This window comes from Pseudoblastomonas marina (assembly GCF_034374265.1).
In the GTDB taxonomy this organism is placed as follows: domain Bacteria; phylum Pseudomonadota; class Alphaproteobacteria; order Sphingomonadales; family Sphingomonadaceae; genus Alteriqipengyuania_A; species Alteriqipengyuania_A marina.
Window position 1 is genome coordinate 393,140 of record NZ_CP139718.1, and the last position, 12,704, is coordinate 405,843.

At 64.6% G+C, this 12,704-nt stretch carries 16 protein-coding genes; 4 read left to right on the top strand and 12 right to left on the bottom strand.

All coding sequences use genetic code 11. The features are described from left to right. Positions 1-8: 8 nt before the first annotated feature. Positions 9-2,165 carry a sodium-translocating pyrophosphatase gene (locus T8S45_RS01910; RefSeq protein WP_188641369.1) on the bottom strand — a complete coding sequence of 719 codons (2,157 nt, stop codon included), beginning with the start codon at positions 2,163-2,165 and terminating at the stop codon, positions 9-11. Between the two features lie 173 nt (positions 2,166-2,338). Here T8S45_RS01910 and T8S45_RS01915 point away from each other — a divergent pair, with 173 nt between their 5' ends. Both T8S45_RS01915 and T8S45_RS01920 read left to right on the top strand, forming a co-directional pair. Then, a complete protein-coding gene (locus T8S45_RS01915) occupies positions 2,339-2,569 on the top strand; it encodes a hypothetical protein (protein WP_322294467.1) in 231 nt (76 codons plus the stop codon). Beyond that, entirely contained in the window at positions 2,569-3,567 is a 999-nt protein-coding gene (locus T8S45_RS01920; RefSeq protein WP_322294468.1) for a fatty acid desaturase, read from the top strand. Before T8S45_RS01915 ends, T8S45_RS01920 begins: the two co-directional genes overlap by 1 nt. A 3-nt stretch (positions 3,568-3,570) precedes the next feature. On the opposite strand, the gene thiL is transcribed toward T8S45_RS01920, so the two are convergent. Together thiL and nusB are read right to left on the bottom strand one after the other, a co-directional pair. Beyond that, positions 3,571-4,446 carry a thiamine-phosphate kinase gene (gene thiL / locus T8S45_RS01925; RefSeq protein WP_322295178.1) on the bottom strand — a complete coding sequence of 292 codons (876 nt, stop codon included), beginning with the start codon at positions 4,444-4,446 and terminating at the stop codon, positions 3,571-3,573. Further along, positions 4,443-4,901 (bottom strand): transcription antitermination factor NusB, encoded by a 459-nt coding sequence (gene nusB / locus T8S45_RS01930; protein ID WP_188641372.1) that lies wholly within the window; start codon positions 4,899-4,901, stop codon positions 4,443-4,445. The genes thiL and nusB overlap by 4 nt, the downstream gene beginning before the upstream one ends. A gap of 94 nt (positions 4,902-4,995) precedes the next feature. On the opposite strand from nusB, the gene T8S45_RS01935 reads away from it, so the two are divergent. After that, a complete protein-coding gene (locus T8S45_RS01935) occupies positions 4,996-6,081 on the top strand; it encodes a DUF2332 domain-containing protein (protein WP_322294469.1) in 1,086 nt (361 codons plus the stop codon). Between the two features lie 3 nt (positions 6,082-6,084). Here T8S45_RS01935 and T8S45_RS01940 read toward each other — a convergent pair whose 3' ends face one another. The 4 genes from T8S45_RS01940 to T8S45_RS01955 are packed head-to-tail and all read right to left on the bottom strand — an operon-like array spanning position 6,085 to position 8,994. Then, positions 6,085-6,987 carry an alpha/beta fold hydrolase gene (locus tag T8S45_RS01940; RefSeq protein WP_322294470.1) on the bottom strand — a complete coding sequence of 301 codons (903 nt, stop codon included), beginning with the start codon at positions 6,985-6,987 and terminating at the stop codon, positions 6,085-6,087. Continuing rightward, a complete protein-coding gene (locus T8S45_RS01945; protein WP_322294471.1) occupies positions 6,984-7,823 on the bottom strand; it encodes an SDR family NAD(P)-dependent oxidoreductase in 840 nt (279 codons plus the stop codon). The genes T8S45_RS01940 and T8S45_RS01945 overlap by 4 nt, the downstream gene beginning before the upstream one ends. Next, positions 7,820-8,713, bottom strand: coding sequence for a pirin family protein (locus T8S45_RS01950; protein WP_188641376.1), 894 nt, complete (start codon positions 8,711-8,713; stop codon positions 7,820-7,822). Before T8S45_RS01950 ends, T8S45_RS01945 begins: the two co-directional genes overlap by 4 nt. Further along, a complete protein-coding gene (locus T8S45_RS01955; protein WP_322294472.1) occupies positions 8,710-8,994 on the bottom strand; it encodes a BolA family protein in 285 nt (94 codons plus the stop codon). The genes T8S45_RS01950 and T8S45_RS01955 overlap by 4 nt, the downstream gene beginning before the upstream one ends. Positions 8,995-9,047: 53 nt before the next feature. Here T8S45_RS01955 and T8S45_RS01960 point away from each other — a divergent pair, with 53 nt between their 5' ends. Beyond that, on the top strand, positions 9,048-9,641 hold the full coding sequence (locus T8S45_RS01960; RefSeq protein ID WP_322294473.1) for a DnaJ domain-containing protein: 594 nt from the start codon (positions 9,048-9,050) through the stop codon (positions 9,639-9,641). A 9-nt stretch (positions 9,642-9,650) separates the two neighbouring features. Here T8S45_RS01960 and T8S45_RS01965 read toward each other — a convergent pair whose 3' ends face one another. The 5 genes from T8S45_RS01965 to T8S45_RS01985 form a co-directional block, all read right to left on the bottom strand. Further along, positions 9,651-10,043 (bottom strand): DUF302 domain-containing protein, encoded by a 393-nt coding sequence (locus T8S45_RS01965; protein ID WP_322294474.1) that lies wholly within the window; start codon positions 10,041-10,043, stop codon positions 9,651-9,653. Positions 10,044-10,134: 91 nt separating this feature from the next. Next, complete coding sequence (locus T8S45_RS01970) at positions 10,135-10,809, bottom strand: dihydrofolate reductase family protein (RefSeq protein WP_322294475.1); 675 nt, start codon at positions 10,807-10,809, stop codon at positions 10,135-10,137. Between the two features lie 3 nt (positions 10,810-10,812). Then, positions 10,813-11,298: a VOC family protein gene (locus tag T8S45_RS01975; RefSeq protein ID WP_322294476.1), complete on the bottom strand. Its 486-nt coding sequence runs from the start codon at positions 11,296-11,298 to the stop codon at positions 10,813-10,815. Continuing rightward, entirely contained in the window at positions 11,291-11,920 is a 630-nt protein-coding gene (locus tag T8S45_RS01980; protein WP_322294477.1) for a glutathione S-transferase family protein, read from the bottom strand. Before T8S45_RS01980 ends, T8S45_RS01975 begins: the two co-directional genes overlap by 8 nt. 4 nt (positions 11,921-11,924) lie before the next feature. Next, positions 11,925-12,704: a VOC family protein gene (locus T8S45_RS01985; protein WP_322294478.1), complete on the bottom strand. Its 780-nt coding sequence runs from the start codon at positions 12,702-12,704 to the stop codon at positions 11,925-11,927.

The window sequence follows — 12,704 nt, forward strand, 5'->3', positions numbered from 1 at the left end:
TCGATCGATCAACCGGCCGCGAGCGCCGCGAGCAGCAGCAGCGCGACGATGTTGGTGATCTTGATCATCGGATTCACGGCCGGGCCGGCGGTGTCCTTGTAGGGATCGCCCACCGTGTCCCCGGTCACCGCGGCCTTGTGAGCCTCGGAGCCCTTGCCGCCGTGATTGCCGTCCTCGATGTACTTCTTCGCATTGTCCCACGCGCCGCCACCGGCAGTCATCGAAAGTGCCACGAAGATCCCGCCGACGATCACGCCGAGCAGCAATGCCCCGACGGCCGCGAACGCGTTTTCCTGGCCCGCGATCAGGTCGATCGCGAAATAGACCACGATCGGCGCCAGTAGCGGCAGCATCGACGGCACGATCATTTCCTTGATCGCAGCCTTGGTCACCAGGTCGACCGTCTTGGCGTAGTTCGGCTTGCTGGTACCTTCCATAATGCCCGGATCGTTCGCGAACTGGTCGCGAACGTCGACCACCACGTCACCGGCGGCGCGGCCGACGGCGGTCATGCCCATTGCACCGAACAGGTACGGCAGCAGTGCGCCGAGCAGCAGGCCAACGATGACGTAGGGGTTCTCGAGGCTGAAATCGACGTCAGCTTCCGGGAACAGCTTGGCCAGGTCGGTGGTGTAGGCGGCGAACAACACCAGCGCGCCGAGGCCCGCCGAACCGATCGCATAGCCCTTGGTCACGGCCTTGGTGGTGTTGCCCACCGCGTCGAGCATGTCGGTCTTTTCCCGCACGCTCTCGTCGAGGCCCGCCATTTCGGCAATGCCACCGGCATTGTCGGTAACGGGGCCGTAGGCGTCGAGCGCGACCACCATCCCGGCCAGCGCCAGCATCGCGGTGGCGGCATAGGCGATGCCCATGAGGCCGGCGAGCTGGAAGGTCGCGATGATGCCCGCCACGATCACGAGCGTGGGCAGGGCGGTCGATTCGAGGCTGATGGCGAGGCCTTGGATCACGTTGGTGCCATGACCCGTCTCGGAGCTCTTGGCGATCGAGCGCACCGGGCGATAGTTGGTGCCCGTGTAGTACTCGGTGATCCAGATGATCAGGCCGGTGATGGTGAGGCCGATGACCGAGCACCAGAACAGGTCCCAGCCAGTGAACGCGACGATCTGTTCCGCCGTGCCTTCTTCGGCCAGCGGAGCGCCGGGATCGACACCCGAGGCAGCCGCACCGATTTCGGTGCCGATACCTCCGAGCGCGTAGTCGATCACGAACCAGATCAGCGGCACGGCGAGGACCGCGGAAATGACGAAGCCCTTGTACATCGCGCCCATCACGTTCGTGCCGCCCTTGCCGAGTTTCACGAAATAGGTGCCAATGATGCTGGTGACGATGCAGGCACCGCCGATCAGCAGCGGGAGCGCCATCATCGGGGTCAGCAGGTCGCCCAGAATATCGCCGAACAGCAACGCGGTTAGCACCATGGTGACGCCGACGGTCACGACATAGGTCTCGAACAGGTCCGCCGCCATGCCCGCGCAGTCGCCGACATTGTCGCCGACATTGTCGGCGATCACGGCCGGGTTGCGGGGATCGTCTTCGGGGATGCCGGCTTCGACCTTCCCGACGAGGTCGGCACCGACGTCGGCGGCCTTGGTGAAGATGCCGCCGCCGAGGCGCGCAAAGATCGAGATCAACGAGGCACCGAATGCGAGCCCGACCAGGCCGTAGACGACTGCGTCGCTATCGGCAGCATGGCCGCCGGGACCGGTCAGGTACCAGTAGAACACCGCGATCGCGAGGAGCGCGAGGCCCGCCACGAGCATGCCGGTGATCGCACCCGCGCGGAAGGCGAGGGTCAGGCCCTGCTGCAGCCCGCTTTGCGCGGCTGCGGCGGTGCGAACGTTGGCGCGCACCGAGATGTTCATCCCGATGAAGCCCGCTACGCCCGAAAGGATCGCACCGACCACGAAGCCGGTCGTCGGGATCGGTCCGAGAAATACGAAGACCACCCCGGCCACCACCACGCCGACCATGGCGATCGTGGTGTATTGTCGTTTCAGGTAGGCCTGCGCGCCTTCCTGGATCGCCCCGGCGATCTCCTGCATTTTCTCATTGCCGGCACCTGCGCCTAGCACCTGGCGACTGGTGACGAAGCCGTAAACGACCGCCAGCAGACCCAGCACGATGGAAATTTGTACCAATGTCACGAGATTGCGCTCCCCCTTGGAAAACTGTTGCGCATGAAAAATCGGCTCTGCCTTCCCCGACAGAGCCAATCCGAAGTTTGAAACTATATCGGCCAAAAGAGGGAGGGCAAGCCCCATGCGTTGCGCTTTTGCCCCGTTTTGACGCAGCATTTGGCAAGCAACCGCAAGGAATCTTGCTCAATTTCATGGTTTATAATACGTTAAGCGCCATGCAGTCCTTTCTCAAAAAGCTGTTCTTCGTGATGCCGTTCCTGTTCGGGATCGGCTTCATTGCGCCCCTCATTGCGCAGAGCATGGCCGAATTCGGCTGGGAGGCGCCGTGGGGCCTCTCGCTGATCGCGTTCGGTTTGCTGATCGGCGCGCCTTGGGGCCTTTATGCGACCGTGCGGGGAAGGTGGGTCTGATGGACCGTATCGACGATATCGGTATGCGCACCGGTGAGACCGCGCTGTACGATCCGGTACGCGACGATGCCGAGACGCGCCTGGCGATCCCGCTGGGTGCCGGCGACGGGCTCGACAAGCACACGCGCCTGCAATTGCGCAAGGAAGAGCAGCGCATCGCAAAGAAATATATGTCGACCCCGCAGCAGATGCGGATCTACACCGTGATCACGGTCGGTTGCTTCCTGGCGTGGCTCAGCTTCTTCCCGCTGACGATGCTAGATATCTTGCCGGTGTGGCCGTGCTTCATCGCCAGCTGCGTGTTCGCTGCGGGCGGCTACATCACCAGCCACGAGGCGATGCACGACAATATCGGGCGGCGCGGGACCAAGTACCGGTTCTGGAACGAGCTGGTCGGCGAAATCAGCACGATCATCCTGATCTTTCCGTTCTCGATGGCGCGGATGATGCACCTGCATCACCACTATCACTGCAACCATCCCGAGAACGATCCCGACTATACCGACGAGGCTCCGAGCGCGTTCAAGGCCTGGATCAAGACATGGCTCAACCGCCAGCCCGGCGCCGACGGATCGATCCATCATTACAAGCGCGTACTCGAACGGATCGGGACCAAGGGCGCGCAGAAGGCACTGCGCGACACGATGATGCTGCAGCTGTTCGCGATGGCGGTGTTCTTCACCATGGCGTGGAGCGGCTATGCGATCGAAGTGGCGCTGCTGTGGTGGCTCCCGCGCCATATCGGCCTCAGTTACATCCGTTTCTGGCTCAGCTGGGCCCCGCACCACCCGCGCGACGGCCATGGCCGCTACGAGAACACGCGCGTGTTCCGGACCTGGTTCGGCAAGACCTGGGTAGGCCATTGGATGTCGATGGGCATGCAGTACCACATCGTTCACCACCTCTATCCGGGCATCCCGAACCACCGGACGAAATACGCCTATTACGAGCTCAAGCCCGTGCTGGAAAAGCGCGGAGTGGATTGCTCGGCGCTCTAGGCCTCAGTGCTGATAGCCGAGGCCTCCGGGTCCCGCATATTCCTCGCCATCTAGTTTCAATGGCACTTCCCCAGCTTCGACGGTGCCGATGCGATGGACTGCGCAAGGTAGCTTTGCCTCGTTCGGCGCTGTGAAGAGCAGTTCGTAATCGTCGCCCCAGCGCATCGCATCGCTGCGGCGATTTTCCGGCGCCGCGATCGGCACGGCCGTGCTGTCTATCGCCAGCGTTGCACCACTCGCAGCGCCCATTCGCCAGGCATCGAGCAGCAAGCCGTCGGAGATATCCATCATCGCGGTGACGATCGGCGCCAGCGCCCGGCCCACGGATAGCTGCGGCAGTGGCCGACGATAGCTGGTGCTGTCGGCACCCGTCCCTTCACGCAGCTTCTCGAAGCCCATCATCGCCGCGCCAAGCGGTCCGGTGACATAGATCGCATCTCCCGCCTGCGCCCCACTGCGCGATGGGACAGGCGTATGGGTGGCTCGCCCGATTGCGGTCAGCGTCCAGCTACGAGGGGCTCCCTGCGGCATGCTCACCGTGTCACCACCAAGCAATGGCGTGTCGAACCGCTCGGTCGCTTCCCGCAAGCCCGCCAGGAAGCGCTCGTCGTCTTTACCAAGCGCATGGCTGAGCAGGAGCCCGACCGGTGCGGCACCCTTGGCAGCCAGATCGGATAGGTTCACCGCGACCAGTTTCCACGCAATATCTGCAGGGTCCTGCGAAGAAAGCGCATGCACCCCTTCGACCATCGTGTCCTGCGTCAGGACGAGTGTTTCGTTTCCGATTTCGAGGACCGCGGTGTCGTCGTCCAACCCGCGTGCGGCGGGATCGGTCGCGATCGCACGCAACCCCGCAATAAAGTCGAACTCGCCGCTCAGTTGCGTACGTCCTTGGCCACCGCGTCGAGCACGCCGTTGACGAACTTCGCTTCGCGGTCGTCGAAGAACGCCTTGGCCACGTCGATATATTCGCCGATCGCCGCGCCGGTGGGGACGTCGGGGCGGGCCATCAGTTCGTAGGCGCCGCAGCGCAGGATCTGCACCATCGTCTTGTCGAGGCGCGCGATGGTCCAGCCTTCGGCGAGCTTCTCGACCAGCTTGGCGTCGATCTCGTCCTTGCGCGCGATCACTCCGGCCACCAGGTCGTCGAAGAAATCGACGTCGGCTTCGGCATATTCCTCTTCCTCGATCACCTTGCCGAGGCGGTGATGGTGGAATTCGTCGAGCAGCTTGGCCTGCGCGGTGCCCTCCATCTGATGCTGGTAAAGCGCCTGGACCGCGCCGAGGCGGGCGGCGGAACGGGCGGTGGCGCGCTTGTTGGCGGGGGCATTCATGCTGGAACCTCGATAATCCGGGAGCGCTACCCTATAGGAGCGCGGCAGTTTCGGGCCATGTAGGCCAGCCAGTGGCACGCGACAAGGAGAGTGGATGGACGCCGAGTACAAAGCCATCGATATCGACGCGACCGGGGCCGAAGCGGTGGCGACCGCATTCGAGAACCAGGTCGCCTATTGTCGCTCGAACGGGGCCGACATTACCGCCTGCGTCTGCGAGGGGGTGTACGGCCTGCTCGAAACTTCGCGCGGGGGGATGATGATGGAGCGAGTCCGGCGTTGGGCCGGGCCGCCGCTGGCCGATGCGTTGCCCTTGCGCGTGGCGGGCGGATTGCACGCCCTGCACCTGTCGGGCGAGGAGCCGGATCTGAGGCCGCTCTATACAGGCAAGCGCGTGTCGGACGTCACGGAACTGCTGGCCGACGTGATCGAGCGTCACGAGGCGGTGCTGATGCCGTGGCTCGATACCCCGCCGCAGACCAACGAGATCGGACGATCGGCGAATTTCATTGCCGCCATGCTCTGGCTCGCCGACCGGGGACTGCCCGCGACCTTCGCGCCGTTCGAAATCGGCTCGAGCGCGGGGGCGAACCTCATGCTTCGGCGCTTCGCCTACGATCTGGGCGGAGTGCGCGTGGGCAAGCGCAATCCGGTGGTGGAACTGGCGCCCGAATGGCGTGGGCCTCCGCCCCCCGATCGCGAGATCAGGTTGCGTCGCTCGATCGGGTGCGACATCGCACCGATCGATCTCACCGATCCGGCCGAACAGGCGCGCCTGAAAGCCTATGTCTGGCCCGAATTTACCGAACGGCTGATGCGGATCGACCGCGTGATCGCGAGCGCGATGGAAAGCCCGCCGGGGCTGGTGCAGGCGGATGCCGCCGACTTCGTCGAGGCGCAGCTTGCCGAACCGCGCCGGGAGGGGGAGACGCAGGTGCTGATGCACTCGGTGATCTGGCAATACCTGCCCGACGACAAGAAGGCCCGGATCACCGCGGCGATGGAGGCGGCCGGCGCGAAAGCGACCAAAGATGCGCCGCTGGCGTGGATCGCGGTCGAGGCGAACCGCAATACGCACAAGCATGAGTGCCGCGTGCGCCACTGGCCCGGCGGCGAAGAGGAAGTGCAGCTCACCAACGCGCACCCGCACGGTGCGTGGATCGAGTGGGTGGCGCCCTAGTGGTCAGGCCGAAGCGCGGCCCAGAAACGATTCCATCGCCTCGTTGACCGCCTCCGGCGCTTCCCACGGGACGAAATGCCCGCAATCGGGCACTTGCGCGATGGTAAGGTCGTCGATCACCTCTTCGAGCCCCTCGATGTTCTGCGGAGGGAGGGCGAGATCGTCCATTGCCCAGATCACCAGCGTCGGGATCGCCAGCTTGGGTAGCGGCGGCGGGTTGTAGCTTTCGGGAATCTCGAACGGGGCGTCCATCGGGGGGACGTCGATCGGGCTCGCGCGATACCAGTTGAGCATGCCGAAGGCGGCGTCGCGATCCTGCCAGTCCCGCATCAGCGCGTCGCGCTCTTCCTGCTCCATCGCGGAGGGACGATCCCACTTCACTTCCTTCATCAGGATGCCGACGAGCCCGTGTTCGCGTACCAGCTCGTCGTTGGCGGTGTCGCGGAAGCCGCGCATGTACTGGCTTGAGCGGCGCTGGCCCTCGTCGAGATAGAGCAGCCGCTGGAAAACCGCCGGATGGGGGGCGTTGGCGATCACGGCGCGGGTCACGCGGCCATTCATCTGCCCGCCCAGCGCCACGCCCCAGGCGATCGCGCCACCCCAATCGTGGCCGACCACGGTGAAACTCTCGACCTCGAGCGCGTCGGCCAGGAGGAAGACATCGCCGATCAGCTTGTCGGGCGTGTAGGCCTCGACCTCCTGCGGCTTCGACGATCCGCGATAGCCGCGCTGGTCGGGTGCGATGCAGCGATATTGTTTCGAGAAATGCGCGATCTGGTGACGCCAGGTGCGGTGGCTCTCGGGAAAACCGTGGAGGAAGATCAGGACCTCGCCATCGCGCGGGCCCTCGTCGACCACGTCGAGTTCGATCCCGTTGGCGAGTTTGACCCGTTGCTGGTGCATCATTTCCCTCCGCTTGCGCCGAGCTTCTCGGCATAGCCCTCTTCCATCAGCGCGGCCATGCGGTCGAAGACCTCGTCCTGGGTCTTGCGCAGTTCCCCCATCCGGCGCTCGGCACCGTCGGATACGATCACCTCGCGCTCACCGGCGGTCACCGCATCGACGATCTCGCGCGCGGCCTTGCCCACCGGCATGCCGTTGTCGATTGCTTCGTCGCTGAAGCCGCGCGGCTTGGCATCGGCACCGAGCGCGTTCTTCGAAACGTCGGTCGCGACCGAGCCAGGCGCGATCACGTGGACGTCGATCCCGTGCTGTTTCACCTCGGCCCGCAAGGCATCGGCATAGCCGATCAGCCCGAACTTCGCAGCGGAATAGGCGGTGCGGAGCGGCACGCCGACCTTTCCCGCGATCGAAGAGATGAAGACCAGCTTGCCGCCGCCCTGTGAGACCATTTTCGGCAAAATCGCCTGCGTCAGTTCGATCTGTGAGACGAGGTCGATATCGATGATCTGCCGATAGACCTCCATCGAGGTTTCGAGCGCGAGGCTACGCTGCGAGATCCCGGCATTGTTGACCAGCACGTCGATCCGTCCGGCCCAGGCGAGCGCGCGTTCGACGCTGCGCTGCATTGCCTCGCTGTCGCGCACGTCGAACGGAACCGTGATGGTCTCCGCGCCGGTGCGGTCGGCGACTGCGGACAGGCGCTGCAAATCGCGTCCCGACAGGATCAGCTTTGCACCGCGTGCGCCCCATTCATGCGCCAGCGCGCGGCCGATGCCCGAGGAGGCCCCGGTGATCCAGACGACCTGCCCCTCGGCGGTCTTCGCGGGCGTTTCGTTCATGGGTAACTTACCGTCTTGGGTTGGCCGTCGGGGATGGGGATGCGCTCCTCGCTGTCGCCGGGGACGAGAGGGAACCGCTCCTTGCGCCAGTCCTCCCTGGCCTGATGGATGCGCTCGCGGCTGGAGCTGACGAAGTTCCACCACACGTGGCGTTCGCTGTCGAATGCCTCGCCCCCCAGCAGCATGATCTTCGCCCCGGTTGCCGATGCCAGCGCGATGTCGCGCCCCGGTGCGAGGACGTAGAGCCGATAGCGTTCGAGCTCGACGCCATCGGCCTTGGCCGCGCCGTCGACCAGCATCACCGCGCGTTCGTCGGCCTCGCTGTCGACCGGGATGGTGCCGCCGGGCGCGAGATTGATTTCGGCATAGATCGTTTCCGCATGGGTCGTGGTCGGCGCGCTTTCGTCCCACAGCTCGCCCATGATGACTCGCGCGCTCGCCCGGCCATCCTCGATCAGGGGCAGGGCGTCATGCGTTTCGAAGGCGGGGTCGATCTCTTCCTTGCGATCGGGCAGCGCGAGCCAGGTCTGCATCCCGAACAGGCGCGGGCCGCCGTCGCGTTCGTCCTGCGGGCTGCGTTCGGAATGGACGATGCCCTTGCCCGCGGTCATCAGGTTCACCGCGCCGGGGCGGATGGTGGAGAAGGTGCCGAGGCTGTCGCGGTGGTCGATCGCGCCCTCGAACAGCCAGGTGACGGTGGCCAGGTTGATATGCGGGTGCGGGCGCACGTCCATGCCAGATCCCTGGTCGAGCTGCGCGGGTCCGAATTCGTCGACGAAGATGAAGGGACCGACCATGGTCCGCGCCCGCGAGGGCAGCACGCGCCGGACCTCGAACTGGCCGAGATCGTGGGTGACCGGCTCGATCGTCTGGGTGATTGGCATGGTCATGCGCTTTCGCCCGGCGCCAGCGCCTTGACCGACAGCGCGTGGATGCGTTGGCCGGGCAGGTCGCCGAGCACCCGGTTGACGAGCCGCTGGCGTTCTAGCCGGGTCAGACCTTCGAAGCGGTCGCTTTCGACCAGGATCGAGAAATGCGATTCGCCGCTGCCGTCGTCACCGGCGTGGCCGTGATGCCTTGCGCTGTCATTGGCGATTTCGAGCCGTTCCGGCGCAAGTTCGCGTTCCAGCATGGCGCGCAATTCGCGCTCGATCGGGCCGGTTTGGGTCATGCTTCGTCCTTCAAGGGGTTTTCATTGCACGGAGCGATACCAGATAAAAGGGTGTGCGACGCGACAGGTTCCATGGACGGCATGAAGGCGCCGAGCGGGTGTGCGAGCATCCGACCTGCCGCGAAGCGGGTGAATTTCGCGCTCCCGGCTGGCGCGGATCCAATTTCGACGGACCGGGCGAATATCGCTGGTTCTGCCTCGATCATGTGCGCGAATTCAATGCCGGTTACGATTTCTTCGAGGGTTTGAGCGCGGAGGAAATCCTTGCCGCGCAGTCGCCCTCGGCGGGCTGGGCGACCGGCAGCCGTGCCTTTACTTCGACTGCGGGGGTGGACGGGCTCCCGCGCTGGGCCGATTTCGACGATCCGCTCGATGCGATCGGCGCGCGTGCCCACGGCATCAAGAGCCGGTCCAGGCGCGAGGCAGAAATGGCGCAGGACGGGCGCTTCACCAAGGAAGAGGCCAAGGCGCTCGACGCGATGGGGCTCGGCCTCGATGTCGACCGCCGTCGCCTGCGCCGCCGTTATTCCGAGCTCGTTCGGCGTTATCACCCTGACCGCAATGGCGGAGATCGCCGCCACGAGGCGCGATTGGGTCGCGTAGTCGAAGCCTACCAGCTGCTCAGGAAATCGTCCGCGATCGGGTGACGGCCAAGTTCATCCGCCAAGTGCACGGATCACCCTCGAAAGCTTGGTCCGGATATCCTCCGCTGCGGCTTTGAGTTTCCCGTTGTCGATCGCCTGCATCGATGCGAGCGGATCGATTGCCGCCACTTCGACCTCGTTTTCGCCCTGCTGCTGAACCACGACATTGCACGGCAGCATCGTCCCGACCTTGTCCTCGATCTGGAGCGCCTCGAACGCAGCCTGAGGATTGCAGGCGCCGAGGATGGTGTAGGCGCGGAAATCCACCCCGAGCTTCTGCTTCAGGGTCTCACGCATGTCGATTCGCGTCACCACCCCGAAACCTTCTTCGGAGAGCGCCTGTTCGGTCCTTGCCAGCGCATCTTCGAACGAAGCCTGGAGCGTGGTGGAAATGTAATATGTCACTGCGTGCCTCCTTGCCCTCCCAATCACCGATCGGCCGGAGTGGTTCCGGTTCGATCGGCGAGCCGAGATCAAGGCCGAAACCCGCCGTGCCTTACCAGCGACCCTCCTTCATCCTTTGCTGGCGTACCGCTTCGGCCTCGCTTTCGATCGGGTCGGGGGCCGTGTCGGGATAGGGCGGGAGTTCGCCGCCCGGGCGGTAGGTCGCGATGGTGGTGCCCCGGGGCGTGACCGTATGCGCGGTCATTTCGAGCCGATCGACGGGCGTCCCGGTGCCGAACAGGCGCTTGCCCTGGCCGAGCGTGAGCGGGAAGATCATCAGGATGAGTTCGTCGATCAGCCCGGCGGCGAGGAGGTCGGGGTAGATCGTGCTCGACCCCTGGATCACGAGGCGCGGACCATCGCCTGCCTTGAGCTGCGCGACATCGTCCACCCCAGCCAGCCGGTGGCTGTTCTGCCATTCGAGCTCCGTCTCGGCGCGGGTCAACACGTATTTGTTCGCGCGATCAAAGGCTTCGCCCATCGGCTTGTTCTCGCCTTCGACATACGGCCAATAGGCTGCGAAGATATCGTAGGTCCGCCGACCCAGCAGAAGGTCGTATTCGCCCGAGAACAGCGCGCCGAGCGTTGGCTCAAGCCCTTCGTCCCAGAGCTTGAAGACCCAGCCTCCCTCGTCGAAGCCGCCGGTCGGGTCTTCGTCCGGGCCACCGGGTGATTGCACAATGCCATCGAGCGAGATGAAGGCGGCGCCGGTAATCTTGCGGGGCATGGCCTATTCTCCCGCGATCGCGGCTTCGATCGCCGCATGGTCGATCTTCACCATTTGCTGCATGGCCGCGAAGACCCTCCCGCGCACCTCGGGGTCTTCGTGATCGAGCCCGTCCATCAGCACGCGCGGAATCACCTGCCAGCGCATGCCGAAGCGGTCGGTGAGCCAGCTGCAGGCCATTGGTGTGCCGTTGTCGCCGAGCAATGCGTCCCAGTAGCGGTCGGTCTCCTCCTGCGTCTCGGTGAAGACCTGCAGCGACATCGCATTGCTGAACGTATCGTCGGTGTTGCCGTTCATCGCCATCGCGCGCAGGCCGAGGAGGGTGAGGCCGATCGTCAGGACGTCGCCCGCCTTGCCGCCGGGCCAGTCGCTCGGCGACCGATTGACCGCGTGTACCTCGCTGTCGGGGAACAGGTCGCAATAGAACCGCGCGGCCTCTTCGGCGCCGCTCTCGAACCACAGGCAGAGGGCGACATTCTCGTCAGCCAATGGTCATCTCCGCGTGAAGTTTCGCATCGGCGGCGCGCGCTGCCTTGTAGGCGGCACGGGCCTGGATGCGCTGCTGGTATGCCTTGAAGCCGTCGCGTTCGGGGATCGAGCCGAACATCAGTCCCCAATCGACCTGGCTACCGACATAGACATCGGCCATGGTGAAGCGATCACCGCAGACGAAATCATGATCCGACAGCCACTCGTCGAGCGTGTCGACGACGAGGTCGTAGGTGCCGAACCCCGCCATCGCGCGCTTCTCTTCGTCGACTTCCCAACCCATCGCCTTGGCCGTGACCGCCGCTTCGACCGGCCCGGCAGCGAAGAACAGCCAGCGGAAATAGCTCGCCGCCTCGTGGTCGTTGGGCAGCAGGCCTGAATCGGGGTGAGTATGCGCGAGATAGTGGCAGATCGCTGCCGCCTCGGTCACCACGTGATCGTGGTCGCCGTGATGGTGGACGAGGGTCGGGACCTTGCCCATCGGATTGGCCTTGGCGAGACCCGCCGGTTTTGCGCCCCACTCGACCAGCACGGTTTCGAAATCCGCGCCCGCTTCGATAAGCGCCCAATGAGCGATCGCGCCCCGGCTCATCGGGTTGTGATAGAATGTGAATTGCGCCATCCGCCTAGCTCCCCTTCTTGCCGATCAATGCGAAGAACGCGCCCTGCGGGTCCGTGCCGTTGATGATGAATTCGCCGCCGGGAATCTCCATCGGCCCGGTCATGACCTGCCCGCCATGCGCCGTCACGTATTCGGCCGCAGCGTCGATCTCGGGCACTCGCAGGTAATAGACCCATGCCGAAAACGGCATCATGTCCGGCTTCTTCATGATCGCGCCGAGCGTGTAGCCGTTGACCGAGAACATTTCGTAGAGGCCCATCTCGCCCATATCCATCTCGTCGACCTTCTCCCATCCGAACAGGTCGGTGTAGAACGCCTTGGCGGCGGTGGGATCGGCGGTGACGAGCTCGTTCCAGGCGCAATGGCCTTCGCGCGGTTCGTGCTTGGCAAAGCTCTCGCTCACCGCCCCCTCGCTCGTCATCAGGTAGATCGGCACCCCCTGCAGATCCATGATCATCGCGAAGCGTCCGACATCGGGAATGTCGCTCGGCGCCATCAGCACCGAAGCTCCTTTCGCCGTGGCCTGCTCGGCGGCCTTGTCGACATCGTCGACAGCGACATAGCCGGCCCACATCGGCTGGGCCCCGCCGGCGGTCATCTCTGCTGTCAGAGGCATGATCCCGCCGACTTCGACGCCGTCCTTGGTGATGAGGTGGTACTCCATGTCCGGCATGTCGGCGCGGGCGAATTTCCAGCCCAGCAGCGGCCCGTAAAAGGATTTCGCGCCTTCGGCATCGCCGGTCAGCAGCTCGTACCAGATGAAATCGCCATGCTTGTCGTTCAT